The sequence below is a fragment of the Lipingzhangella rawalii genome (assembly GCF_031628175.1).
Classification (GTDB): Bacteria; Actinomycetota; Actinomycetes; order Streptosporangiales; family Streptosporangiaceae; genus Lipingzhangella_A; species Lipingzhangella_A rawalii.
Genome location: NZ_JAVLVT010000003.1, coordinates 352,908 through 376,868, shown reverse-complemented (window position 1 = coordinate 376,868; position 23,961 = coordinate 352,908). Strand labels below are relative to the sequence as shown.

Below are 23,961 nucleotides of genomic sequence, written 5' to 3'. Positions count from 1 at the left end.
TTCCTGCCGTACCCCCGCCGCGGGCCCCGCGCGGCTATGCCGTGCCCGCGGGGCCGAACCGCTCCCACAACAGGGCGGCGATGGTCTCGTCCTGGTCGGCGGGCAGCGTGTCCTGGTCCAGGCCGAGAAAGGCACGCACCTGCGCATCCTCGGCATGGCGCGCAATCCAGGCGTCCCCCAGCAGGACGCGCAGGGCCGAACGCAGTTCGTCGAAGCGCTCCTGCGCCAACACCGGGTCCTCGGCCATCGCTTCCTCGCAGGCGACCAGCGCGTGGAACACCTCCAGCGCCCGTAGGTGTGTCGCCTCCTCGGAACTGTTTCTGAGTACGTAGTCGGCGGCGACCCGCGTCTTGCGGAACGGGGTCATGGCTCGCGCCATTGGTACCTCCCGAATGGGCACAGCGCCTCCCCCGTTAATCCTCGTCAGTTGCCGCGATCTCGACACGTCGGGGCTGCGCAGCAGCGAGCTTGGGAACGGTCACCCGCAGCAGCCCCCGGGACAGAGACGCGCTCACCGCATCCCGGTCCACATCGCCGGGCAGCCGGATCCGCTGGTCAAACTCGCCGACACGGCGCGTACGACGCCAGACGCGACGGTTGGGGTCACTGGCCCGCAGTTCGCCCCGCACGCGGAGCTCCTGCTCGGAGACATCCACGGTGAGGTCGCGCCGTCGTACCCCCGGGACCTCGATCTCGACAACGTAGGCGTCCTCGTTCTCGCTGATGTCCACGGCCGGTTGCCACCGGGGCACCTCGGCCAGAGGCTCTGGCGCCAGCTCCCCGAAGATCGACCGGAAGAGCCGGTCCATCCGCTGGTGCAGGTCACCGAAATCCAGGGTCGGCGCCTGCGGCTCCGTCACCTGCGGCTGAAACCGGTCACGACGCACGGGCACCAGGTTCATCCCCATCACTCCTTACTTGCCAGGTCGGTGGGCACGCGACATCGCCCCTGGTGGGGCCGGTCGGCTCCGGCCCCACCACGGCGGCAGCTCACGTCGTGATCTGCCGCGCCTGGGAGGCTCCCTCCTGCACCGAGATCTTGCGCGGCTTGGCTTCCTCCGCGACCGGAATGGTCAGCGTCAGAACACCGTCGCGGTAGTCGGCGTTGATCCGGTCGGTGTCCAGGGTCTCCCCCAAGAACAGCTGGCGAGAGAAGGTGCCACTCGGCCGCTCGGAGACCACAACTTCCCGATCCCGCGCCGAGTCCGCACGCTGAGCGCTCACCGTGAGGACGTTGCGTTCGACCTCCAGGTCGATGGTGTCGGCGGACACTCCGGGCAGGTCGAAGTGAATGACGAAAGTGTCGCCCTCGCGGTAGGCGTCCATCGGCATCGTGGCCGCGCGGGTCGTCTCGTCGAACAGCCGCTTGGTGATCCGGTCGAAGTCACGGAATGGGTCAGTACGCACCAGCATCATGATCACCTCCGATAGGCTCATGAAACCTGATCCGATCTCACGCAAGTTTTATACCACATCTCTGGGGAGATAAACAGAGCCTGAGACCATGATTCGTAGCTGTGATACACGTAATATCGCCGGCGACCACAACGGGAGAAGGGGAGCGTGTCTGGAGAGTCAGCCGCAGGGAGATACACGATCTCGGTAATGGCCGAACTGACGGGAATACCGATCCGCACCCTGCGCCGGTACGAGGAACGGGGACTACTGGACCCGCCCCGATCCGACGGAGGCACCCGGCGCTACACCGACGCGGACCTCGCACGAGCGCGGCGGATCGCCCAGCTGGCCCGGGACGGCGTCAACCTGGAGGGAATCCGGCGCATCCTCGAACTCGAGGACACGACGGCCAGCGCGAACCACATCCCGTGACCGTTCCCGGCACCGCTCCGGGGACACTACAGCGACCCGCCGGGGACGAACGCGTGGCGACACCAGCCCGCCGCCCAGCTGGCCTGGCTCGACACGTTCGGTGACATCGAAAGAACATACAGCAGGGCGGATGGGCACACGACGGCCCTGCACCGCCGGCCCATCCGCCCTGACCCAGAAATTCGGTTTCGTTCGGAGACGCGCGGCACGCCGGGGTGGCCACACGCACCTCATGGCGCCCTCGCCCTGGTCCGGACACGGTACCCACCGGCACCGCGGTCCCGAACACCCCAGCGGGGCCTAAAGCTGCTCGACCCCGGACAGGAACGCGGCCCATTCGCCGGCCGGGAACCCGAGCCACGCCTCCCCCGGATGTTGGGAGTCCCGGACCTCCACCCGGGTGCTGTGCGCGGCGCGAGCCTCGACGCAGTTGTCCATTCCGCCCTTGCTGTAGCTGCTCTTGCGCCAGCTCTCGTTAACCATCGGCGTGCTCTCCTCGCACCCGTTCGATCAGCTCCCGCGATGCGGCGAGGGGCAGGGCCGCCGCTCGCAGCTCGCTGAAGACCTGCACGTACTCCTCCACCCCAACCGGATCGTCGACCGGGTACCCGTCAATCCGGGTCTCGGTGTACAGGACCTGCCCGATATCCGGTGCGCTGAACAGGGCGAACGCACCGTCCAATCCGGGCTGGTCAGGAGACGACAGCGGCAGTACCTGCACAGCCAGTCGGGGTCGCTGTGCTTCCGCCAGCAGGCGGTCCAGCTGTTTGATCATGATGGCACGCCCACCGATGTTGCGCCGGAGAATCGACTCACAAAGCACCAACTGAATTCTGGGGCCGCGCTCGGCCTCCAAGATCTCCTGGCGATGCATCCGCGCCGCGACCTGCTCTTCGATCTCGGCTGGCGTGTCCGCCGGGGAACCGAACCGGATGACCGTACGCGCGTAGTCCTCGGTCTGGACGAGTCCGGGAACCACCAGGGGATTGTGAATCCGGATCAGGGTGGCCGTGCGTTCCAGTTCCGCCGTTCCACGAAACCAGTCCGCATAGCCGTCCTCGCGCTTGTGGAGATCCTCCCAGCGGCGCATCAGTGCCCCACCCGCACCCAGCACACTGTCCAGCCGGGGCACCTGCTCCTCGCTTGTTCCCTTCCGGCCCCGCTCCAGTTGACTGAGGTGGGACTGGGCCATCGGCACGGCAAGCGCCACCTGTTGTTGCGAGAGTCCGGCCCGCTGGCGGAACCGCCGTACCTCGGCCCCGAACCGCAACCGCATCGACTCCGGAGATATCGCCATGTCAGTACTGGCTATCACCGAGTCAGACCCTGGGTAACCCCATCAACACAAATCTTCCCCCGTGGTGAATCTTCATGGCACGGCGATAGAGCCCCGGCGATGATCGCGGCATGGCGACACCGGCCCGGGATGGGCACAGACACACGGTGGCGCCACGTCAGGGTCCCCCGCGGAATCCCCAGGTCCGCGGGAGTCGGCCGGTCCCGGAACGGTCCGTTGCGGGACAAACTCACCATCGGGGGAGGCTGGGTGGTACGGATCAACGCGAAAGAGCACTACCGAAGCTTTTCCGGCCAGCCGGAGAGCGTATCGGTAGCACGGGACTGGGTGGTCGGGTTGCTACGCGAAACCACGGCCGACGACGAGACCTGTTGGCAGGCGGCAGTGGTCACCTCGGAGCTGGCCACCAACAGTGTGCGCCACACCGCCAGCGGGCAGGACGGTGGCCGGTTCGAAATCTGGGTGTTTATTTCCAACACCTTCGCGCGCATCGAGGTTCGGGACGCCGGAAGTGACCACAGTGTGCCGCGGGTGACCACCAGCAGATCCGAATCCGGACACGGGCTGGCCCTGGTGGAGCAACTCGCACGCAGCTCCGGCACCCAACGCCGGGCCGGATACCAGGCCACCTACGCCGAGGTGTGCTGGCGCGACCCCACCGGAGGCCCCCGAATGGACACCGCCGAGGAATCCCAGCCGGCCGTGAACCGGCCGTGGCGTCGACGTTTCCACGACGACACCCTGCCCGCGCAGCCAACCCGGCTTCGGTGATTCCACGGTCCCGCCCGCGGTGATGCCACGGAGGCGTGCCCGTGGATTCACCGCACCGGCGTCCCCGCCCCTGGAAGCCGGGGCCGAGGCTGCCGCAGGTCCACGCGGCCCCGCCCTCCGGGCCGGGCCCCACCCCGTACAGTCGAGGCATGGGGCCAGGACGGCAGCACGCGACACCCGACCTGTCGGCCGCGGACAGCCAAACTCGGAGGCTGGAGGTGCGGCGGCAGGACGCGCCCGCGGCGCGCCGATGGCGGCTATGCCGAGGGATGCCCGCAGGGTGGTCCCGGCGCTGGACTGGTCCCGAACACGCCTGCGTAGCAGCGATTCCGCGAATCGGATCGTCACCCCCAGCACCGTTTCGGCCCAGGAGGGCAGCCCATGAGCTCCAGTACCCCAGCCCAGGAGCCCGACCCCGCCCCGGACCCGAGCCCACCGCCGGCCGGCCCGGATCGCCGCCCCTGGCCCCTGCTTCTGGTGGGGCTCGCGCTCGTCGGGATCCTGGCCGTGGCCGTTCTGACGTCCCAGGACGAGGCTCCGACAATGGAGGAGCCGGGTGACGCCGCCACGGCGCCCGGAGAGTCCGAGGTCACCGACGAGATGCGTCAGGTGGGTGACGCGCTGGCCCGGCGGGACGGCGACGACCCCTTCGCGCTCGGGGACGTCGACGCACCCGTGGTGATGATCGTCTGGTCCGACTACCACTGCCCCTACTGCGGGCAGTGGGTCCGCGAGACGCAGCCCGAGCTCGTCGAGGACTACGTTCGGTCCGGCGATCTACGCATCGAGTGGCGCGAGTTTCCCGCCCTGGGGGACGGCTCGGCCGTCCTCGCCCGGGCCGGCTACGCCGCGGGCGAGCAGGACCGGTTCTGGGAGTTCCACGAGACCTACTTCGCGGAGGATCGTCAGCAGCTCACCGGCGATGACCTCGACGAGGAGATCGCCGAGGTCGCCGACACGGCAGGAATCGACGTCGAACAGCTGCGCACGGACATGGACACCACCGCAGCCGAGGACCACGTGGAACACGACGCACAGCAGGGCCAGGGCATCGGGGTAAGCGCGACTCCGGCCTTCCTCGTCAACGGGGAGATGATCATGGGTGCCCAGCCCACACCGGTATTCATGGAGGCCATCGAACGCGCCCTGGACGAGGCCGAGGACACGCCGTGAGTACGGCATGGGAGTGGGAACTCAGCAGGTCAGCACGGTCGGGAGTCGTCGCGAGCAGGGGGTGGAACGCGTCATGGCCCTAACCGCCACCGAGTTCATCGATGTGGCCCTGTGGTTTCCGGAGGTGGTGGAGACCGAACCGTTTGTCCCCGGCATTCCGGTGTACAAGGTGGCTGGCAAGATGTTCGCGCTCCTGGATGGCTCGGGCACCGACGCACCGGCGCGGGTCACCCTGAAGTGCGATCCGGAGCGCGCCCTGGTGCTGCGCACCACCTATTCGGCGGTGCGCCCCGGCTACCACATGAATAAGCGCCACTGGAACACGATCGACCTGGACGGTACCGTGCCGGACGACGAGCTGCTGGATCTGGTGCACCACTCCTATGTGCGCACTGTTTCCGGACTCCGCAGTGCCGACCGGGATCGCATTCTCGCACTACTCGGTGACGACCGGCCCCCGCTTCCGGACACCCGGGAACCGTGAACCGGGTGCCACCGGCCCCCAGCCGACCGTTTCGGGACGGAGGCCCACCCCCATGTCCGATATCGGCTACCTGGTGGCACTCCTGGGCGGGGTACTGGCCCTGCTCAGCCCGTGTAGTGCCCTCCTGCTGCCCTCCTTCTTCGCCTATGCCTTCCGGGAACGCACCCGCCTGCTGGGGCGAACGGTGGTGTTCTATCTCGGACTGTGCCTGACCCTGGTCCCGCTGGGGATGGGCTCGTCTGTGGCGAGCCACCTGTTCTACGGCGAGCGGGACCTGCTGATCGCTCTCGCAGGCTGGCTGATCATCGCCTTCGGCCTCGCGCAGATCGCCGGTGTGGGGTTTGCTCCGTCCCTGGCCCGCACCGCACAGGGACGCCTGTCCGGACGCCGTGGCGTTCTGTCGGTTCTCGCGCTCGGAGCCGTATACGGCTTCGCGGGATTCTGTTCCGGCCCGATTCTCGGGGCGGTGTTGACCGTGGCCGCGACCGGAACCGCCCTGCGCGGGGCCGCATTGCTGGCGGTGTACGCCCTGGGGATGGCCCTGCCATTGTTCCTGCTGGCCCTGTTCTGGGACCGTCTGGATCTGGGCAACCGCTCCTGGCTACGGGGACGCACCTACCGGGTCGGGCGCATGCGGCTGCACAGCACCAGTACGGTCTCGGGGCTGCTGTTCCTGGCCGTCGGCGCCGTCTTCCTGCTCTCCGACGGCACGGCCTCCCTCGTCGGTGGGGCGCTCGCGCCCGAAGCCAACCACCGGATCCAGAACTGGCTGTTCCGGTTGGGCGATGCCCGGCTGGACCTGTGGCTCCTCGCTGCCGTGGCCGCGGCACTGGTGGGTACGGCGCTCGTGTGGTGGCTGGGGCCGCGTGTCCGAGCCCGGAGGTACACGCAGGCGCAGGCCGGGGCCTGAGAGCAGCCCGGACGAACCCTGCACACGGTGTTCGGCCCGGCCGCCCCGCGGACACCAGGGCGTGAACGGGGTTGGGCCTGGTCTGGCGATGTTCGCCCCGTCCCCGATCCCGCTGGCCGCTGCGCCGGAAAGCGCGTTCCCCCAGGCAGCGGGATGCGGCCTACGGCCACCGCACCCCGGGGCGGGGATTGTGGTCGTGGCAATCGTCGATCCGCACCCGCCGTGTCGGCCGCCGGCGGCGTCGCTCCCTGGGGGCGCTCCCCCGCACGACGGCCAACGAACGGGGAGGACGGTGCGGCTGGTCGGCGCATACCTACGGGCAGGGTGGGTGCGGCGGTGGCCCCGCGCTCCGGTCGATCAGGCCCTGGGCCATGAGGTGTGGGGCGTGTTTCTGAGTGACCGTGGGGGTGTGCACAGCGACCCCCACCTACCGCTGGCCGCCGCGCGCAGAGCCATCCGGCCCGGCAGAACACTCCCAGCACACTCCCCCACGCCCCCGCTGGCCGTCGTGCGGGGGAGCGCCCCCGGAAACAGGACACCACCGGTGACCACCACGGCGCGATGCCGGCGGCGGCCACCACGGCCCGCACGGGCAACCAACCACCCCCACCCGCACTTTCCCCAGGGAACGTAGGGTTCGGGCGCGTCCCGCCAGCCTCCCCGCGGGCTCCCATCCACGCCCGGCAACGCTCCCCCGCACGACGGCCAACGGGACGTGCGGGGCGGTGGCCGTGGGGGTGCCCCCTGGTGAGGTCATGGGGGCGCCGTGGTCTGCTGCACAACGACCCCCGAGGTGGGGCGGGAGCGGCGCATGGTGCACCCGCGGGCGCCCCGATGACGGTGCTCGGTCAGGGGTGCGCACCGTCCCGACCGCGGCTCTCGGGCATGCAGGCGCACGCCCGAGGACCGGGCCGGACTCGCACAGCGGCCGTGGTCGGTACCGGTGCGCGAGCCCGGGCTGGGGCACGCCTTAGCCCAGTCGCTTGAGCAGGGCCTCGTACTGCTCCCAGAGCTCGGCGGGCAGGTGGTCGCCGAAGGTGCGGAAGAACTCCGGCACCAGCTCGGCTTCCTTACGCCAGGTGTCCGGGTCTACCGAGAGCACGTAGCGCAGGTCCTCCTCGCTGATGGACAGGCCCTCGGTGTCCAGGGACTCCGGAGTCGGTACGTTACCGATCGGGGTCTCCTGGGCCTCGGCCGTACCGTTCAGCCGTTCCACGATCCACTTGAGAGCTCGGATGTTCTCACCGAATCCGGGCCACACGATCCGGCCGTCGGCGTCTTTGCGGAACCAGTTGACGTAGTAGATGTGTGGGAGCTTCTCGGGGTCGGCCTTCGCTCCGGTGCGCACCCAGTGGGCGAAGTAGTCGCCCATGTTGTAGCCACAGAAGGGAAGCATGGCGAAGGGATCCCGGCGGAGTTCCCCAACCGTGCCCTCCTGGGCGGCGGTCTTCTCCGAGGCGACGTTCGCCCCGAGGTAGACGCCGTGGTTCCAGTCGAAGGACTCGGTGACGAGCGGCACGGCGCTGGCGCGGCGGCCACCGAACAGGATCGCCGAGATGGGAACGCCCTTGGGGTCTTCCCATTCCGGGGCGATCGTGGGGGCCTGGCCGGCCGGGGTGGTGAACCGGGCGTTGGGGTGGGCGGCCGGTTCGTCGGAGTCGGGCGTCCAGTCGCGGCCCTTCCAGTCGATCAGGTGTGCCGGTGGTTCCTCGGTCAGTCCCTCCCACCAGACGTCCCCGTCGTCGGTGAGGGCCACATTCGTGAAGATGCTGTTGCCCCACAGCGTGCGCACCGCATTGGCGTTGGTGTCCTCGCCGGTGCCCGGGGCGACCCCGAAGAAGCCCGCCTCCGGGTTGATGGCGTACAGGCGGCCGTCGTCGCCGAAACGCATCCAGGCGATGTCGTCACCCACGGTCTCGACCTTCCAGCCGGGGATGGTGGGCTGGAGCATCGCCAGGTTGGTCTTGCCGCAGGCGCTGGGGAAGGCGGCGGCGACATAGCGGGGCTCCCCCTGCGGTGGGGTGAGTTTCAGGATGAGCATGTGCTCGGCCAGCCAGCCCTCATCCCGGGCCATGACCGAGGCGATGCGTAGGGCGTAGCACTTCTTGCCGAGCAGGGCGTTGCCGCCGTATCCCGATCCGTAGGACCAGATTTCGCGGGTCTCGGGGAAGTGGGAGATGTACTTGGTGGAGTTGCAGGGCCAGGGGACGTCCTGCTGTCCCGGCTCCAGCGGGGCCCCGACCGAGTGCACGGCCTTGACGAAGGTGCCGCGCTCCTCGATGAGCCGCAGCGCCGGGGTACCCATGCGGGCCATGATCCGCATGGACACCACAACGTACGGAGAGTCGGTGATCTCCACGCCGAGCTGGGAAATGTTGCCGCCGAGGGGGCCCATGCAGAACGGCACGACATACATGGTGCGGCCGCGCATGCTGCCGGCGAAGACGTCCGCGAACGTCGCGCGCATCTCGGCCGGGTCGACCCAGTTGTTCGTGGGGCCCGCGTCCTCCTTGCGCTCCGAGCAGATGAAGGTGCGGTCCTCCACCCGTGCCACATCGCTGGGGTCGGAGCGGCAGTAGAAGCTGTTGGGACGCAGCTCGTCGTTGAGCCGGACGAAGGTCCCCGCCTCAACGAGCTCGCTGGTCAGGCGGTCCCACTCCTCGGCGGAGCCGTCACACCAGACGATCCGATCCGGCCGGGTGAGGTCGGCGACCTCACGCACCCAGTCGGCCAGCTCACGATGGCTGGTCGGCGGTGCGTCGACGGCATGGGTCAGGTCAGTCACAACGGCTCCTAAAGGTAGGGGTCTTGCGCTCGCATGATGACCGATCCACACCTACGCTGGCCATTTGGCGTAGACAGTTGGCCTAGACCCTTGGCTTAGACCTATTTGCCCAGCGCTCGCCGGGTGTTCACCCCGCGCCCACTGCCTCGACGCGTTCCGCGACGGCTTGCGCGATCGTCCAGTCCTGGATTCCGGTACCCACTGACGTGAACACGGTGCGTCCCGATCGCCGCACCGGATGCCGCAACAGCTCGCCCAATTCGCAAATGTCGCCCTCGGAGCGGTGACCGGACTCCACGGCGTGAATAACCTCACCCGACTCGGCCAGAGCGGCGCTCCGTTTCTCCACCGCCAGCACCTCCGCCTCCGCGAGCAGCTCTGCGGGCAGCTCACGCATACTGGGCCGGAAGGATCCGATGGCGTTGACGTGCACCTGATCATGCAGGTCACTGGCGGCAAGCACGGGATCACGGGCGGAGGTGGCGCAACTCACAATGGGCATGCCGGACACGGCTACGCGAATGGCATCCGGCCCGGACGAATCCGTGCCCGTGGCCGTGATCCGCGTGTCCACAAGTTCGGCCCGTAGCAGCGCGGCCAAGCGCTGGGCGTTGTCCGTACTGCGACTGACGATCCGCAGCTCCCGCAGCGGGCGGACCGCGTGGACGGCGCGAACCTGGTCCGGGGCCTGTGCCCCGGATCCGACCAGCGCCATCCGGTCGGCGTCCGCGTCAGCCAGCAGATCGGTGGCCAGGCCGGCAATGGCACCGGTTCGCAGGGTGGTGACCGCCTCCGCCTCCATCACCAGCGGGGTGGCGCGCTTCGGGTCCAGCCAGGAGAGAGTGCCGACCACTGCGGGCTGCCGGTTCAGCTGCACACTCAGCGCCTTCACCACCGCCGTGCCGGTGCGTACATGCCGGGCCACCATCACCAGCACCGAACCGTCCGCCAGCGCCTGCCGGCCGGGCATGTCGAAGGCCGCGTCACCGTGTTCGGCCACCTCGATCAGGACCCTGCGCAGCTCCGCGATGGCCGCGGACATGGGCACGCTGCGACGAACCTCGTCACCACTGACGGTGTGCACGGTCATCCACGTCCCCACTCTCGGCGCGCGTGGTGAATGTCAGGTTCCTCACCCTAGAAGATGTGTCACCCTAAAAGGAACGACAAAGCACGAACCATGACGACGGCGAACCGAGGAAGCCGGTGCGAATCCGGCGCGGTCCCGCCACTGTGAGTCGGGGAGCCGGTCCCATCGATGGCCACTGTCCTGCGGGATGGGAAGGCCGGGACCCAGGCAGTGACCCGCGAGCCAGGAGACTCCTCGCCGTTGTCCCTCACCAACCGGGGCGGATTTCCCCGAGAGAGGACTGGCCCAACCATGGCTGTGCCTGTGGTGCCGGCGCTCGCTATGGCCACGCGCACCCACCGCCACTGGCCGCTGCACGCCGCGGACCCCACCGCTGACGTGGAGCCGGTGGCCACTCTTTCGTGCCCCCGGTGTGGATCCGGTCCCGTCCTCGCACGGGACAACGACATGTTGGCCGCCGGCCCCAGTCCCGTTGGAACACACCATGCACTCTGCTCGATTCCTGCTTCCCATCCTCGCGCCCACGCTCGCCCTGACCGCCTGCGGCGCCACCGGAACTGAGAACGCAACCGACGACACCGCGTCTGCACCCCCGGCAGCTTCCGCCGACTGTGTGCAGGACTACGACCCGCAGGCAGACGCGGACACCGACTACTTCCCAGAGAAACTCGAGCTGGACCACGCCGAGAACCTCACCATCGACTACGAGAACCACTACCAGGTGGTGACCGTCGAGGAACCGGCTCCGGATGCGGATCCGGAACGCTACGTGCTGCTGCGCTGCGGCCTCCCCGAACCCGAGCTGACGGACGAGCTCGCGGAGGCTCCCGTGGTGGAGGTTCCGGTGGACAGTGTGTTCTCCCGCTCCACCACGCACCTGCCGCTGTTCCAACTGCTGGACCGCACCGAGACCGTCACCGGAGTCGCTGATGGGTCCACGGTCAGCACAACGGAGTACCGCGAGCGCCTGGACGACGGAGACATCGTGGAGTTCGCTGTTGACCAGACCCTCGATCAGGAATTGGTAATCAGCCACGATCCGGATCTGGTCATGACCGCGGGAGTGCAGGACCCCGACGATCAGGGAGTACGCGATGCGGGCATTCCCGTCATCGCGAACGCGGAATGGCTGGAGCCAACCCCCCTGGGCCGTGCCGAGTGGATCAAGCTGGCCGCGGCGCTCACCGGGACCGAACGCCAGGCGCGCGCGGAGTTCGCCGACATCGAGGCGGACTACCGGGATATCGCGGAGCAGGTCGCCGACGCCGAGTCCGTGCAGGTACTCACGGGCCAGATGCGCGACGGGGTGTGGACTGTACCGGCCGGGGACTCCTACGCCGGCCGGCTCCTGGCGGACGCCGGGGCCGACTACGCCTGGTCGGACACCACCGGCGGGGCGAGTGTCGAGCTGGACGTGGAGGAGGTGCTGGCCCAGGCCCAGGACACCACTCCCTGGATCGCCGGCGCCGACTGGGGCAGCCTCGACGACGTCACCGCAGACGACGGCCGTTACGCGGAGTTCACGGCGGTCACGACCGGGGAGGTGTGGACCAACAACAACAAGATCGGTCCCACCGGCGGCAACCTCTACTGGGAAGAGGGGGTGAGCCGGCCCGACCTGGTGTTGGCCGACCTGGTGCGGATCGTGCATCCGGACCTGCTGGAGGAGCACGAGCTCGTGTACTACCGACAGCTGGACGAGGCATGACCCACACGGTCGACGGTGGGGTGGGGATGCACCAGGCAGCACCCCCACTCCCCCGCCCCCGTGCTCGGATGCCCGTTCCAGCACGACTCGGGGCGCTGAGCGCCGCCACGGCCAGCCTGCTGGCTCTGGCGCTGGTTCTGGGGTCCACTCCGATCCCACTGGTCGAGGTGGGCCACGCCCTGTTCGGAACCGGCCCCGTCAGCGCACAGACGCACACCATCGTCTGGGAGGTCCGGCTCCCCCGCGCGGTGACCGCGCTGGCCGCCGGATCGGCGCTGGGCCTGGCCGGGCTCCAGATGCAGACCCTGCTGCGCAACCCCCTGGCCGAGCCCTACATTCTGGGGGTCAGTTCCGGTGCCAGCCTGGGCGTGGCCATCGTGGTCCTGGCGTCGGGTAGCGGAAGCGCGGCCTTCACCGCCGGTCTTGCCGGCGGTGGCCGTGCGGGCACGGTGCTGGCGGCGGCCATGGGTGCCGCGTCCGTCCTCGCGCTCATGCTGCTGCTGGCTCGCTGGACCCAGTCGGTGGCGACACTGCTGATTATCGGGGTGATGGTCGGCTCGGGAGTCAGCGCACTGGTGAGCGTGCTGGTGGCATCCGCCGACCCGCGTCAGGTCCAGCAGTTCGTGATGTGGGGGATGGGGAGTTTCTCCGGCCCGACCTGGCCCGACCTGGCCTGGCTCCTGCCGATCCTCGGGGTGGGGAGCCTCGCGAGCCTCGCACTCGTCAAACCGCTGAACGCGATGCTGCTCGGGGACACCTACGCCCGCACCATGGGCGTGAACGTGCGCGTGGTGCGGTGGCTGGTCCTGTTCGTCGCCTCCGGGCTGGCCGGCACCGTCACCGCGTTCTGTGGCCCCGTCGCGTTCCTGGGGTTGGCCATCCCCCATCTCACCCGCATCGCGCTCACGACCGCGGACCATCGGATCCTCATGCCGGCCTGTGTGGTGATGGGCGGCGCCGTGGCCCTGCTGTGTGGCACCGTGGCCAGCCTGCCCGGGACGGCCGCTGTGCTGCCGTTGAACAGTGTCACCGCCCTGGTTGGGGCGCCCATCGTGATCACGGTGTTGCTGCGGGGCCGAGCCAACACGCACGGGGGCGCACTATGAGCGACACTGGACGGCCCCGCCACCCCGGCACGGGCAGCGGACTGGTCCTGGAGCAGCTGTCCGTCGGGTACCGGGACTCCGGCCGGAACTGGGTTCCGGTGCTGCGCCAGGTCACAGCCGAGGCTCGGCGCGGTGAACTAACGGTGCTCCTGGGGCCGAACGGGGCGGGCAAGAGCACCCTGGTACGCACCGTGTGTGGGCTCGCTCCGCCGCTGTCCGGGCACTGTTACCTGGACGGGGTTGACCTGGCGCGCATGAGCGATTCCGAGCGTTCCCGGTCGCTGGCTGTGGTGTTGACCGAACGCGGGGTGCCCGGGCTCGTGCGGGCTCGCGAGCTGGTGGCGCTTGGCCGCCACCCCCACACCGGCCTCACCGGCCGCCTGAACGCGCACGACCACCGCCGTATCGCGTGGGCGCTCGCGGCCGTGGGCGCAAGTGACCTGGCCGAACGCAGGGTGGGTGAACTTTCCGACGGGGAACGCCAGCGCGTGTTCACCGCCCGCGCTCTGGCTCAGGAGCCCTCGGCACTGCTGCTGGATGAGCCCACCGCATTCCTGGACATCACCGGCCGGGTGGCCGTGACCAGCCTGTTGCGGCAGCTCGCCGAAGGGCAACACCTGGCCGTGGTGGTCTGCACGCATGACCTGGAGCTTGCGCTGCGTGTCGCCGACATGGTGTGGCTGGTGTCCCGGGGGCAACTGCGCAGCGGCACCCCCGAGGAACTGAGCCTCTCCGGAGAGATCGGTGCGGTGTTCGACGGTGACGACCTTGTGTTCGACACTGACTCGGGAACGTTCCGGCCGCACGGGAGCCCGGAGCAACGCCGCAGCGCCGTGGTGTCCGGAACCGAACCGGCCGCCGCGATGACGGCGCGGGCCCTGCGTCGCGTGGGCTGGCACGTTCCCGGACCCGACGAGCCCGCCCCGCCGTGGCCCGCGTTGGATGTCCACGTGGGCCGGCACAGATTCCACAGCACACACGCGGGCAGCCCGCACGAGCACGCAACGCTGGGGGAATTCACCCGATGGGCGAGGGGACTCGCCCGGGAAAGGAGTACGAGTTGACGGTCCGCGACATTCGCACTGCCCTCACCGACACCGCCGAACTCGGCGGATTCTTCGACGTCGAGGTACCCGACCCACCCGTCAGGGTGGTGGATGCCCCGTGGCGTCCCCTGAACCAGTTGTGGTCGGATCCAGGGGTCCTTGCCCAGCGCATCGCGGATGTGCGCCAACGGATCGCCCACCGCTGCGGGCGCGGGGTCGGCGACATCGAGCCCCGGGTTGCCGCCTCCATCATGTTCCAGGGGACCGCCTCGCGGCTGCTGTCCCCGAGCATCGCAACCACCGTCACGTATGGGCTGCTGTGTCCACCGTCGGCACTGTACTGGCAACCCAGCCAGGAGGGCCCCATTCCTCTACGGGTCGGCGATACCGAAGCCGTGCGCTGTGGCACGGATCCGTCGGCGGCGGCGCACGCCATCAGTGAACACGTTCTGACCGAGGTGTTCCAGCCACTCGCCGCGGCAGCACGCGAGCAGGTGAAGCTCGCGCCGGGGCTGCTGTGGGGAAACGTGGCGTCCTCGGTGTCGGGGGCGTGTCGCCGCCTCGCCGACCTGCGTCCCGGGATGAGCCAACCGGCGCTGGAACTGGGACAGGCCCTGCTGGAGCTGGAGCCCCTGCGGGGGCGTGGCGAGTTTGTGCGTCCGTTTCCGCAGCTGCCACAGACCGCGTTCTTCGTGCGGCGTACCTGCTGTCTGTACTATCGGGTGCCGAACAACGGCAAGTGCGGGGACTGCGCGCTGCTGTCGGAGCAGACGCGTCAGGAACAGTGGCGCCGTGCGGCTGACGTACGCTGATACGCGATGAGTGAGCAGGTGGGGGTGGGGCCCTGGAGCGGACCATGGCCCGCGGGCGAGCACTACGACCCCGAATTGTTGGAACAGGGAGATCGCCGGAACGTCGTGGACCGCTACCGCTACTGGCGGCGGGAGGCGATCGTGGCGGACCTCGACACGCGACGGCACCCCTTCCACGTGGCCGTGGAGAACTGGGAGCACGACCTCAATATCGGCTCGGTGGTGCGTACCGCGAACGCATTCCTGGCCGAGGGGGTGCACATCGTGGGGCAGCGTCGGTGGAACCGCCGTGGTGCGATGGTGACCGACCGCTACCAGCATGTGCACCACCACCCTGATGCTGCTGCCCTCGTGGACTGGGCACTGGAACACGGACTGGACATCGTGGGGGTGGACAACCTGCCGGGCGCCGTTCCGTTGGAAACCTATCCGTTGCCCCAGAACTGCATGCTCGTCTTCGGCCAGGAGGGCCCCGGCCTGTCCCCAGAGACCCGCGCGGTGTGCACCGCGGTCCTGTCCATCGCCCAGTTCGGGTCCACACGTTCCATCAACGCCGGCGCGGCCGCCGCGATCGCCATGCACGCCTGGGTACGGGCCCACGTGTTCGGGCAGCAGCCGAATCCGCAGTAGCTGGCCGTCTACGGCGGCCAGCATGGGCGTCGGCTTCCCCGCACCGGGGGCCGACAGCGTCAGTTTCCCCGCTCCTGACGGCGCGCCGCCAGATAGGTCACCGAGGCGGCGCCGGCCGTGCCCTCGTCCGGCACGGGGGCCGTGGGTGGTTCCTGTTGCGGATCGGCTTCGTAGCTGATCCCGAACAGTTCGGTGGACTCGGCGTCCTCGGCCGCATCGGGGGCCGTCTCCTGCCCCTGCACGGTCGAGCCGCCGCGTCGCAGACGTGGCCACACGCTCCGAAGCGACATCCGCTGCGCCAGCTCGCGCAGTCGGGAGCCGCGTCGTGGCGGCAGTGGGGTCTGCGCCCCGGCCTCTCCCGCGTCCTCCTTCCCTTCCGCCACGGGTGTCGGCAGGTCGCCCTCCGCGTCGCTCGCGATTTCCGGGTCGGCCTCCGAGGTGACCGCCCCACTGGTGGCCCTACGCTGGCGCCGGTAGATCACCCAGTTGGTGATCCAGCCGGCGATCGCGGCCACCACACCCACCTGGATCGCGACGGCCGCGCCCACCTGCCACGCCGACGGGCCGACCACCGCCAGCCGCTGAGCGCCCAGGGGCCCACCGGCCAGCAGGGCCAGGGCCGCACACACCACACCGGTCACCGCACCGCAGGCCAGTCCCCACAGCGGTGCGGCCTCACTGACGGGGGTCGGTGCGGTGCGCAGGGTGCGCCAGCCGCCGACGGCTCCGGCGAGGAACGGCGCGGCCAACGCGATGAGGGACACCAGCGGTGCGGGGCCCTCCTCCGGCAGTGCAGCCAACATTGGGAGCTGTGGCAGTTGCCCGTAGCTGACGCCGGTCGGCGCGACGATGGTCTCCGCGCCGACGGCGAACCCCGGGCCGGCCGCGTAGGACATGCCGAAAATGACGGCGTTGGGCAGATACAGCAGCTGGAGAATCAGCAGCAGGATGCCGCCCACGATTCCGGGACGCAGCTGCGAGGTGACGGCGGCCGCCTCTCCGGCATTGGCCACGAGGCCGGCGAGAAACAGCGTGAGTCCGGCCGCCAGCAGCAGCCCGGCCGCGTTCACCGAGCCCAGCAGGAGGGAGCGGGGGCGTCGCGGCATCAGCCGCAGCAGCCTGCGGCGCGCGATGTCCTTGTCGATCAGTAGCTGCCGGAGCACGCCCAGCCCACCGGCGACGTAGGCCACGGCGAATCCCGCGGCCAGGGCCTGCGGCATGCTGGGCTGCACCAGCTCCGTGTGCGCGGTCAGGGCCAGAGTTCCGGCGATCGCGGCATAGGGTCCGGCGATCGCCAGTGCCGCCTGGAAGACGTGCCGGACCCGGGGGAGCTCACAGCTGCGGGCGAGCCACCGACCGGAGCGGTACAGCACCAGCCCGGGCAGAACCACCAGGCCCAACGGCAGCATCGCGACATCTCCGCCGGGGATCGCGAATCCGGCGAGATGCCCCACGAGCCAGGCCTGTACAACCAGGCGGAAAACGTCCGGGATCTCCACCCCGAAGCTCGCGTGCGGGGCCGCGACCCAGCCGATCAGGGTGAGGGTGGTAAGCACCGCGAGGCCGATCGCGGCCGAGGTGGCGGCAGCGATCCCGCCCGCGGTGTAGAGCGGACGGGGGGCCTCCACGAACTCGCTGGACTCGGTGTCGCCGCCGGACTGGGCGCCCGGCGGCGGGCTTCCATCGGGCTCCCCATCGCCCGGGCACGGAGTCGCCGCCGACGTCGCAGTGATGTCCGGGGCATCCGGAACAGCACCGCGCTGCGTCGGCGGGTCGCCGCCCCGCGAGGGAGCCGCTGCCCTACGGCGACTGCGATGGTTCGTTGGACCAGCGGGCGCGCTCACACGTCCATACTCCCAGCCAATGCCCGCTTTGCCGGTTAGTTCCGCACGCGTGTCGCCCAGCGACCGCCACTGGCAGTGTGGTAGATGGCGTAGGTCGGTAGATCGCCCCGCGGGGCGTCGAACGGCGCAGCACGGGACGGGCGACAGGGGCAGCGATGCAGGACACCAACAGCGCAACCGAGCAGGTCACCACAGTCGTCGTGGGTGCCGGTCTCTCGGGGCTGAGTGCGGCGCGACGGCTGCTCTCCTCCGGCATCGGCTCGTTTCTCGTGGTGGAGGGAGACGTCCAGGTCGGCGGGCGCGCCCTTCCCCTGCGGGGCAGCCCCGCCGGCCAGCCACCCGGGCACATGCTGGTGTGGGCCGACGACTCCGACGTCCTACACCTCGCTGACGAGCTCGACGTTGCGCACAGCCGGTTCGATCCCACCGACAACGGTGTGGACCTGCGGCTGGACCGGGAGGGACACGTCAGCACGACCGACCACAACCTGCCCCTGGCGACATCCTGGTGGACCCGGCTGCGCAGCGAGTACCTGTACGCCCGCCTGGCTCGGCTGGCCCGCGACGCGGACCCGGACTCCCCCTGGCGCAGTCCCGACGCTGGGGAGCTGGACGCCCACACGGTGCGCGGCTGGCTTCGGCACCACAGCCGGGACCCGGAACTGTTGCGGCTGTTGGAGGAGAGCCTGACCATCGAGGCGTCCATGCCGGCGGACCAGATCAGCATGCTGTGGCTGATCGCGCACCTGGGGCCGGAGCCGGAGATCGACCCAAGCTATGTCCGCATCGACCAGGCGGAGCTGTGCCAGCGCATGGCGGCGAGCCTTCCGGCCGAGCGGGTACGCACCAGCTGGCACGTCGCCCGCATCACCCGCACGGCCGACGGAGTGGAGGTGAGCGGCCCCCGCGGTACGGTGCGCTGCGAACGCGTGATCATCGCCACGGCTCCCAGTGACGCCGGCCAGATCGACTACCGGCCGCGGCTCCCGCACAGCCGTGGCCGGCTCCATCGGCAGTGGCCAGCCGCCGAGCTGATCCGTTCGGAACTGACGTACTGGCGCCCGTTCTGGCGCAACTTCGGATGGTCCGGGACGGTCTACTGCGAGGACGGACTGCCGGCTCTGGCCTTGGATGACAGTCCGGACAGTGGCGCGTTCGGACGCCTGGTGGCCTTCACGCACACCTTCGGGGAGGGCGATCCGATGGGCGTGGACCTGGACGTGCTCGACAACCCCGCCCAGCACGAGGGCCTCCTGCTGGACAACCTCCGACGCGTGTTCGGTCCCCTGGCCGCCGAACCCCGCGAGATCGCACACAGCCGGGACTACCCGGGGCCCTACAGCCGTGCCTACCAGGCGCCGACGCCTCCCGGGCTACTCACCGACCTCGGGCCCCTGCTGCGTCGCCCGGTGGACCGAATGCACTGGGCCGGGACCGAGACCGGCCCCTATCCCGAAAACGGCACGCTGGATGGAGCGATCGCCAGCGGCATCCGCGCGGCCGACGAGGTCACAGCCCAGCTCGACCGGAACTGAACACCGGTGGACACCGCATCGTCCCGGCCATAACCACGTCCGGCCCGGGACGGCAGGCAGCCGTCCCGGGCCGGAGGAGTCCAGCTCGGACCGGGGTCAGAACTGGGCGCGGGCCAGTTCCGCGGTCTCGCTCGGCGTCTTGCCGACGCGGACCCCGGCTGCCTCCAGGGCTTCCTTCTTCGCGGACGCTGTTCCGGAGGATCCGGAAACGATGGCACCCGCATGGCCCATGGTCTTGCCCTCGGGGGCGGTGAATCCGGCCACGTAGCCGACGACCGGCTTGGACACCTTGGCCTGGATGTACTCGGCTGCGCGCTCCTCGGCGTCCCCACCGATCTCCCCGATCATCACGATCGCATCGGTCTCGGGATCCGCTTCGAACGCGGCCAGGGCGTCGATGTGCGTGGTTCCGATCACGGGGTCCCCACCGATACCGACACAGGTGGAGAAGCCGATGTCCCGCAGCTCGTACATCATCTGGTAGGTCAACGTGCCCGACTTGGACACCAGTCCGATACGTCCCGGCTTGGTGATGTCGGAGGGGATGATCCCCGCATTGGACTGTCCCGGAGAGATGACGCCCGGGCAGTTCGGGCCAACGATGCGTGTCGCGTTGCCCTTGCGGGAGGCGTAGGCCCAGGCGTAGGCGGTGTCATGCACCGGAATGCCTTCGGTGATGACCACAGCCAAGCCAATTCCGGCATCAACCGCCTCGATGATCGCGTCCTTGGCGAACTTCGGCGGCACGAAGATCACCGTGACGTCCGCTCCCGCCTGGGCCATCCCGTCGGCGACCGAGCCGAACACGGGCACCTGGGTGCCGTCGAAGTCGACGTTCTGCCCGGCCTTGCGGGGGTTCACACCGCCCACGATCGTGGTGCCGGACGCGAGCATCCGGCGGGTGTGCTTGGTGCCCTCGGCCCCGGTCATGCCCTGGACGAGAACCCTGCTGTCCTTGGTAAGAAAGATCGCCATTGGTACTTTCCCTACTTCTGCGCGGCCAGCTCGGCGGCCCGCGCGGCGGCGCCGTCCATCGTGTCCACCTGGCGCACGGCCGGGTGACTGCGGTCGGTGAGGATGCTGCGGCCCAGCTCGGCGTTGTTGCCGTCCAGCCGGACGACGAGCGGCTTGGATACGTCCTCGCCGCGCCCCTCCAGCATCTCCAGGGCCTGCACGATCCCGTTGGCGACCTCGTCGCAGGCGGTGATCCCGCCGAAGACGTTGACGAACACGCTGTGCACGTCGGGATCGCCCAGGACGATCTCCAGCCCGTTGGCCATGACCTCAGCGGAGGCGCCGCCCCCGATGTCGAGGAAGTTCGCGGGTTTCACTCCGCCCCGCTCCTCGCCGGCGTAGGCAACCACGTCCAGGGTGGACATGACCAGCCCGGCACCGTTCCCGATGATGCCGACCTGCCCGTCGAGCTTGACGTAGTTCAGGCCCTTCTCCTTGGCCCGAACCTCCAGCGGGTCCCCCTCGGCGGCCGAGGCGAGGCTTTCCAGGTCATGCCGGAAGTCGGCGTTCTCGTCGAGGGTGACCTTTCCGTCCAAGGCCACCACACGGCCGTCGCCGGTCAGAATCATGGGGTTGACCTCGACCAGTGTGGCGTCCCGCTGCACGAAGACATCCCACAACTTGGTGATGGCCGTGGCGGCGCCGGCGGCGGCGGACTCCGGCAGCTTGCCCTGGGCCACGATGTCGGTGGCAACGCTGTCGGGGGTTCCGGTCAGTGGGTCGATCGCCACCTTGGCCACCGCGTCCGGGTTGGTCGCGGCGACCTCCTCGATCTCCACGCCCCCCTCGGCGGAGCAGATGGACAGGAAGGTGCGGTTGGCACGGTCGAGGAGGAAGGAGAAGTAGTACTCCTCGGCGATGTCACTGGCCTCCTCGATCAGGACACGGTGCACGGTGTGCCCCTTGATGTCCATACCGAGGATTTGTGCCGCCTTCTCCTCCGCGTCTGCGGCGTCATCCGCGACCTTGACACCACCGGCCTTTCCCCGGCCGCCCGTCTTGACCTGGGCCTTGACGACGACACGCGGCTTTCCGGCGGCCGCGAACTCCTCAGCGATGGCACGGGCCTCCTCGGCCGTGCTCGCCACCTTCCCCTGGGGTACCGGTACCCCGTACTGCGCGAAGAGTTCCTTCGCCTGGTATTCGAACAGGTCCACGAGGATTCGTCCTTGTAACTCGCTGGCTGCGGTCTACTGCGGAGGTTGGTTACTTCAGCGGCGCCCTGGACGGCTAGCCCGCGAAATAAGTGCTTGTCTGGAATCCTTCCGCGTCACCGCGCAGCTTAGCTCCGTTCGCGATGTGAGATGCACAGCGGGGGCACCATGTCGCGACATCGACGCACGGATCACACCGCCGCTCGCCGGAGATCAGTGGGGCGTTCGGGCATACGCGCCCCTACGGGACGGATCGAACGTGCGTGGACTCACATCCGCGCCGAACCGGTAACCGTCAGGTGAAGTGCTCGTAACCAAGCCGCAGCAGCAGCACCACAACCACGACGAGCAGCACCACCCGCACGAAACCGGTCCCCCGCCGTAGCGCCATCCGACTGCCGATCAGCGCGCCCCCGATCGTTCCACCGGCCAGTACCAGGCCGAGCAGCCACATCACGTGCCCGGCGAGCGTGAACACGCACAGCGCACCCAGGTTCGTGGCCGTGTTCACGATCTTCGCGGACGCCGAGGCCTGAACGAAGTCCATGCCGACGATGGTGGTCAGGGCGATCATGAGGAACGTTCCGGTTCCCGGGCCGATGATGCCGTCATAGAAACTCACGAGGAGTCCCGCGACCAGCACGGCCACGATGACACGTCCCGGGGTGCGCAGCCGCGGGTCCGTGTGGGCCCCCAGCGCCGGCCGCGCCACAACCATGACAGCGACGAGCAGCAGCACAGCCATGATGATGGGGCGTAGCGCGTCCGAGGACGAGGACGCCATGCTAGCGAAAGCCGCCCCGGCACCGGAGCCCGCGAGGGCGAGGCCGGCCGTTGGCCAGACAATCCCGGCGTCGAGGCGCAGCCCCCGGCTGTAGTTCACGGCCGCGGAGCAGGTGCCGAACATCGCCGCGAGCTTATTGGTACCCAGAAGCGTCGCGACCGGGGTGTTCGGAAACGCGACCAACAATGCCGGCAACAGCAGCAGTCCACCGCCGCCGACGATGGCGTCGATCCAGCCTGCCGCAACCGCGGCCAGAACCAACAGGGTAAGCAGTTCGGGATCCACCACGGGTCATACCCCGCGCCACGGATCCGGATATCTGCCCACAATTCCGACAGACTACCCGGCCGAGCTACGCAGCGACGCCACCCAGGTGCCCCTGCACCCAGTCCACAATGTCCGAGGTGGACGCCCCCGGAGTGAAGACCTTGGCCACCCCCAGGCGCTCCAGCTCGGGAATGTCTTCCTCCGGGATGATGCCGCCACCGAACACCGTGATGTCGGTCGCGTCGTTCTCCCGGAGCAGCTCCATCACCCGGGTGAACAGGGTCATGTGGGCGCCGGACAGCACGGACAAACCGATCGCGTCGGCATCTTCCTGAAGCGCGGCGTCCACAACCATTTCCGGGGTCTGGCGCAGGCCGGTGTAGATCACCTCAACCCCCGCGTCCCGCAGTGCCCGGGCCACGACCTTGACCCCGCGGTCGTGGCCGTCCAGGCCCGGTTTGGCGATGACCACACGGATCGTCGACGAGGTCCCCATGGCTGTGTCCCCTTTCGCTCCCAGGAGGTTGTGCCCGATCGGTATCGCGACGATCGCAGCGTAACCCACGTCACCATTGTGCTAGGGCAGCGGGTTGACCGGGTAGGACACCGAGTATGACGCACGAACGCGACGCTGCCGACGCCCTGGACCAGCTCCCCACTCGTGAGCTGCACGACCGTGCGGTCGCACTCGCGCGTCGCCGGTGGGATCTGGGTTTCCTGTGGCAACTTCTGCGCACACTCCCAGCGGCGGAAGCCGCCGCCGGTCACATGGACGCGAGTAAGGCCGGGGTGACCTACCTGTCCGGTCTGATCTCGGAGGTCCTTGCCACCCGAGAGGGGGACGATGAACTTCTGGAAGCACTCCGCCCCTTCTATATCGACTATCTGAGGCGTCGCGGGGGTGGGGGTACGGTCACCCCTAACGCCCCCGGTAGTACGGCGACGTCCCCACCGGCATAATCCGGGAGGTGGGTGGCGGCACACCCTCGGTGGCGCTGGCTCGGCGACCGGTGCCGGCACCGCCGAGCGGTCGGGATGCTCACGCGCGGCGGGGACCCGAGCCGGTACGCTGTATCGCCATTGTTCCCCACATCCACGTCGCATCCCGAGGACCAGCCATCGTGTACCAGCAGGATTCGATTCCCGGCCTGTGTGCCGAGGCCCAATCCGCCGGGCCGGGGGGCACACGCGTCCCGGTAGAGTTTCGTACTCCGCCGGCCCCGAGCACCCCGCTGCACTATCGCTTTCTAGATTCCCCGGTTGGGGCGCTGCTGCTCGTCGGGGACGCAACCGCACTCACCCGCATCCAGCTTGGCGCCACAGCCCAGGACGTCGCTCCGGAGTGGCTGCCCGCACCATGCGGATTCTCGAGCACCACGGAGCAACTGGTGGCCTACTTCGAGGGGAAACTCACTCGGTTCGACCTCCCCCTGGCCCCGGAAGGAACCCCGTTCCAGCGTCGGGTGTGGCGTGCGCTCAGCACAGTTCCGTACGGGCAGACCACGAGTTACGGAGTTCTCGCGGGCCGTGTCGACCCACCCACGGGGGCGCGGGCGGTCGGGCTCGCCAACGGTAGGAATCCCCTACCCATCGTCCTGCCATGCCATCGGATTGTCGGCGCCGACGGCGCACTGACCGGGTACAGCGGGGGGATTTCGATCAAGGAGTGGCTGCTGCGCCACGAGCGCGACAACCGATCGTCCCATCGCTGCTAGCGCTGA

The 23,961-nt window shown here is 69.1% G+C and carries 25 protein-coding genes and 1 riboswitch; of the genes, 13 read left to right on the top strand and 12 right to left on the bottom strand.

What is annotated here, in order from left to right:
* Positions 1-34 precede the first annotated feature (34 nt).
* The 3 genes from RIF23_RS08460 to RIF23_RS08450 all read right to left on the bottom strand — a co-directional run bounded on the left by RIF23_RS08460 (position 35) and on the right by RIF23_RS08450 (position 1,416).
* Positions 35-379 carry a hypothetical protein gene (locus RIF23_RS08460; protein WP_310911848.1) on the bottom strand — a complete coding sequence of 115 codons (345 nt, stop codon included), beginning with the start codon at positions 377-379 and terminating at the stop codon, positions 35-37.
* A 34-nt stretch (positions 380-413) separates the two neighbouring features.
* Positions 414-902, bottom strand: a complete 489-nt coding sequence (locus RIF23_RS08455) for an Hsp20/alpha crystallin family protein (RefSeq protein ID WP_310911847.1) — start codon at positions 900-902, stop codon at positions 414-416.
* Between the two features lie 88 nt (positions 903-990).
* Entirely contained in the window at positions 991-1,416 is a 426-nt protein-coding gene (locus RIF23_RS08450) for an Hsp20/alpha crystallin family protein (RefSeq protein ID WP_310912108.1), read from the bottom strand.
* Between the two features lie 147 nt (positions 1,417-1,563).
* On the opposite strand from RIF23_RS08450, the gene RIF23_RS08445 reads away from it, so the two are divergent.
* Complete coding sequence (locus RIF23_RS08445; RefSeq protein ID WP_310911846.1) at positions 1,564-1,830, top strand: MerR family transcriptional regulator; 267 nt, start codon at positions 1,564-1,566, stop codon at positions 1,828-1,830.
* A gap of 300 nt (positions 1,831-2,130) precedes the next feature.
* On the opposite strand, the gene RIF23_RS08440 is transcribed toward RIF23_RS08445, so the two are convergent.
* Positions 2,131-2,313: a DUF397 domain-containing protein gene (locus tag RIF23_RS08440; protein WP_310911845.1), complete on the bottom strand. Its 183-nt coding sequence runs from the start codon at positions 2,311-2,313 to the stop codon at positions 2,131-2,133.
* Entirely contained in the window at positions 2,306-3,145 is an 840-nt protein-coding gene (locus RIF23_RS08435; RefSeq protein ID WP_310911844.1) for a helix-turn-helix domain-containing protein, read from the bottom strand. Before RIF23_RS08435 ends, RIF23_RS08440 begins: the two co-directional genes overlap by 8 nt.
* 231 nt (positions 3,146-3,376) lie before the next feature.
* Here RIF23_RS08435 and RIF23_RS08430 point away from each other — a divergent pair, with 231 nt between their 5' ends.
* From RIF23_RS08430 to RIF23_RS08415, 4 genes are all read left to right on the top strand, one after another.
* Complete coding sequence (locus RIF23_RS08430) at positions 3,377-3,898, top strand: ATP-binding protein (protein ID WP_310911843.1); 522 nt, start codon at positions 3,377-3,379, stop codon at positions 3,896-3,898.
* 381 nt (positions 3,899-4,279) lie between these two features.
* Complete coding sequence (locus RIF23_RS08425; protein WP_310911842.1) at positions 4,280-5,071, top strand: DsbA family protein; 792 nt, start codon at positions 4,280-4,282, stop codon at positions 5,069-5,071.
* Positions 5,072-5,144: 73 nt separating this feature from the next.
* The gene (locus RIF23_RS08420; RefSeq protein WP_310912107.1) at positions 5,145-5,555 is read left to right on the top strand and encodes an MmcQ/YjbR family DNA-binding protein; all 411 of its coding nucleotides are present in this window, start codon (positions 5,145-5,147) and stop codon (positions 5,553-5,555) included.
* 52 nt (positions 5,556-5,607) lie between these two features.
* Positions 5,608-6,465 (top strand): cytochrome c biogenesis CcdA family protein, encoded by an 858-nt coding sequence (locus RIF23_RS08415; protein WP_310911841.1) that lies wholly within the window; start codon positions 5,608-5,610, stop codon positions 6,463-6,465.
* A 970-nt stretch (positions 6,466-7,435) separates the two neighbouring features.
* Here the strand turns inward: RIF23_RS08415 and RIF23_RS08410 are convergent.
* Positions 7,436-9,241, bottom strand: a complete 1,806-nt coding sequence (locus RIF23_RS08410) for a phosphoenolpyruvate carboxykinase (GTP) (protein ID WP_310912106.1) — start codon at positions 9,239-9,241, stop codon at positions 7,436-7,438.
* Between the two features lie 136 nt (positions 9,242-9,377).
* Positions 9,378-10,340, bottom strand: a complete 963-nt coding sequence (locus RIF23_RS08405) for an ornithine cyclodeaminase family protein (RefSeq protein ID WP_310911840.1) — start codon at positions 10,338-10,340, stop codon at positions 9,378-9,380.
* Positions 10,341-10,423: 83 nt separating this feature from the next.
* A riboswitch (cobalamin riboswitch) is annotated at positions 10,424-10,593 on the top strand.
* Between the two features lie 231 nt (positions 10,594-10,824).
* On the opposite strand from RIF23_RS08405, the gene RIF23_RS08400 reads away from it, so the two are divergent.
* From RIF23_RS08400 to RIF23_RS08380, 5 genes are read left to right on the top strand one after another with little or no spacing between them, the layout of a single operon-like run.
* Entirely contained in the window at positions 10,825-12,048 is a 1,224-nt protein-coding gene (locus RIF23_RS08400; protein ID WP_310911839.1) for an ABC transporter substrate-binding protein, read from the top strand.
* Positions 12,045-13,154, top strand: a complete 1,110-nt coding sequence (locus tag RIF23_RS08395) for a FecCD family ABC transporter permease (RefSeq protein ID WP_310911838.1) — start codon at positions 12,045-12,047, stop codon at positions 13,152-13,154. The genes RIF23_RS08400 and RIF23_RS08395 overlap by 4 nt, the downstream gene beginning before the upstream one ends.
* Complete coding sequence (locus RIF23_RS08390; protein WP_310911837.1) at positions 13,151-14,218, top strand: ABC transporter ATP-binding protein; 1,068 nt, start codon at positions 13,151-13,153, stop codon at positions 14,216-14,218. Before RIF23_RS08395 ends, RIF23_RS08390 begins: the two co-directional genes overlap by 4 nt.
* Complete coding sequence (locus RIF23_RS08385; protein WP_310911836.1) at positions 14,215-15,012, top strand: (2Fe-2S)-binding protein; 798 nt, start codon at positions 14,215-14,217, stop codon at positions 15,010-15,012. The genes RIF23_RS08390 and RIF23_RS08385 overlap by 4 nt, the downstream gene beginning before the upstream one ends.
* Positions 15,013-15,018: 6 nt before the next feature.
* The gene (locus RIF23_RS08380) at positions 15,019-15,642 is read left to right on the top strand and encodes a TrmH family RNA methyltransferase (protein ID WP_310911835.1); all 624 of its coding nucleotides are present in this window, start codon (positions 15,019-15,021) and stop codon (positions 15,640-15,642) included.
* 59 nt (positions 15,643-15,701) lie between these two features.
* Here the strand turns inward: RIF23_RS08380 and RIF23_RS08375 are convergent, their stop codons facing one another.
* A complete protein-coding gene (locus tag RIF23_RS08375) occupies positions 15,702-17,486 on the bottom strand; it encodes a cell division protein PerM (RefSeq protein ID WP_407659426.1) in 1,785 nt (594 codons plus the stop codon).
* A gap of 155 nt (positions 17,487-17,641) precedes the next feature.
* Here RIF23_RS08375 and RIF23_RS08370 point away from each other — a divergent pair, with 155 nt between their 5' ends.
* Positions 17,642-19,021, top strand: a complete 1,380-nt coding sequence (locus RIF23_RS08370) for a flavin monoamine oxidase family protein (RefSeq protein WP_310911834.1) — start codon at positions 17,642-17,644, stop codon at positions 19,019-19,021.
* Positions 19,022-19,117: 96 nt separating this feature from the next.
* Here RIF23_RS08370 and sucD read toward each other — a convergent pair whose 3' ends face one another.
* The 4 genes from sucD to RIF23_RS08350 form a co-directional block, all read right to left on the bottom strand.
* Positions 19,118-19,996 carry a succinate--CoA ligase subunit alpha gene (gene sucD, locus RIF23_RS08365; protein WP_310911833.1) on the bottom strand — a complete coding sequence of 293 codons (879 nt, stop codon included), beginning with the start codon at positions 19,994-19,996 and terminating at the stop codon, positions 19,118-19,120.
* A gap of 11 nt (positions 19,997-20,007) precedes the next feature.
* Entirely contained in the window at positions 20,008-21,192 is a 1,185-nt protein-coding gene (gene sucC, locus RIF23_RS08360; RefSeq protein ID WP_310911832.1) for an ADP-forming succinate--CoA ligase subunit beta, read from the bottom strand.
* Between the two features lie 292 nt (positions 21,193-21,484).
* Positions 21,485-22,258 carry a TSUP family transporter gene (locus RIF23_RS08355; RefSeq protein WP_310912104.1) on the bottom strand — a complete coding sequence of 258 codons (774 nt, stop codon included), beginning with the start codon at positions 22,256-22,258 and terminating at the stop codon, positions 21,485-21,487.
* 67 nt (positions 22,259-22,325) lie between these two features.
* The gene (locus RIF23_RS08350) at positions 22,326-22,736 is read right to left on the bottom strand and encodes a cobalamin B12-binding domain-containing protein (protein WP_310912103.1); all 411 of its coding nucleotides are present in this window, start codon (positions 22,734-22,736) and stop codon (positions 22,326-22,328) included.
* 116 nt (positions 22,737-22,852) lie between these two features.
* On the opposite strand from RIF23_RS08350, the gene RIF23_RS08345 reads away from it, so the two are divergent.
* On the top strand, positions 22,853-23,200 hold the full coding sequence (locus tag RIF23_RS08345; RefSeq protein ID WP_310911831.1) for a hypothetical protein: 348 nt from the start codon (positions 22,853-22,855) through the stop codon (positions 23,198-23,200).
* A 161-nt stretch (positions 23,201-23,361) separates the two neighbouring features.
* Positions 23,362-23,955: a methylated-DNA--[protein]-cysteine S-methyltransferase gene (locus RIF23_RS08340; protein ID WP_310911830.1), complete on the top strand. Its 594-nt coding sequence runs from the start codon at positions 23,362-23,364 to the stop codon at positions 23,953-23,955.
* Positions 23,956-23,961 lie beyond the last annotated feature (6 nt).

Bases quoted from the DNA above. Each gene is read 5' to 3' on its own strand.
- RIF23_RS08460 (WP_310911848.1), bottom strand. From the start codon at position 379: ATGGCGCGAGCCATGACCCCGTTCCGCAAGACGCGGGTCGCCGCCGAC.
- RIF23_RS08455 (WP_310911847.1), bottom strand. From the start codon at position 902: ATGAACCTGGTGCCCGTGCGTCGTGACCGGTTTCAGCCGCAGGTGACG.
- RIF23_RS08450 (WP_310912108.1), bottom strand. From the start codon at position 1,416: ATGATGCTGGTGCGTACTGACCCATTCCGTGACTTCGACCGGATCACC.
- RIF23_RS08440 (WP_310911845.1), bottom strand. From the start codon at position 2,313: ATGGTTAACGAGAGCTGGCGCAAGAGCAGCTACAGCAAGGGCGGAATG.
- RIF23_RS08425 (WP_310911842.1), top strand. From the start codon at position 4,280: ATGAGCTCCAGTACCCCAGCCCAGGAGCCCGACCCCGCCCCGGACCCG.
- RIF23_RS08420 (WP_310912107.1), top strand. From the start codon at position 5,145: ATGGCCCTAACCGCCACCGAGTTCATCGATGTGGCCCTGTGGTTTCCG.
- RIF23_RS08415 (WP_310911841.1), top strand. From the start codon at position 5,608: ATGTCCGATATCGGCTACCTGGTGGCACTCCTGGGCGGGGTACTGGCC.
- RIF23_RS08405 (WP_310911840.1), bottom strand. From the start codon at position 10,340: ATGACCGTGCACACCGTCAGTGGTGACGAGGTTCGTCGCAGCGTGCCC.
- RIF23_RS08400 (WP_310911839.1), top strand. From the start codon at position 10,825: ATGCACTCTGCTCGATTCCTGCTTCCCATCCTCGCGCCCACGCTCGCC.
- RIF23_RS08395 (WP_310911838.1), top strand. From the start codon at position 12,045: ATGACCCACACGGTCGACGGTGGGGTGGGGATGCACCAGGCAGCACCC.
- RIF23_RS08390 (WP_310911837.1), top strand. From the start codon at position 13,151: ATGAGCGACACTGGACGGCCCCGCCACCCCGGCACGGGCAGCGGACTG.
- RIF23_RS08380 (WP_310911835.1), top strand. From the start codon at position 15,019: ATGAGTGAGCAGGTGGGGGTGGGGCCCTGGAGCGGACCATGGCCCGCG.
- RIF23_RS08370 (WP_310911834.1), top strand. From the start codon at position 17,642: ATGCAGGACACCAACAGCGCAACCGAGCAGGTCACCACAGTCGTCGTG.
- sucD (WP_310911833.1), bottom strand. From the start codon at position 19,996: ATGGCGATCTTTCTTACCAAGGACAGCAGGGTTCTCGTCCAGGGCATG.
- RIF23_RS08350 (WP_310912103.1), bottom strand. From the start codon at position 22,736: ATGGGGACCTCGTCGACGATCCGTGTGGTCATCGCCAAACCGGGCCTG.
- RIF23_RS08345 (WP_310911831.1), top strand. From the start codon at position 22,853: ATGACGCACGAACGCGACGCTGCCGACGCCCTGGACCAGCTCCCCACT.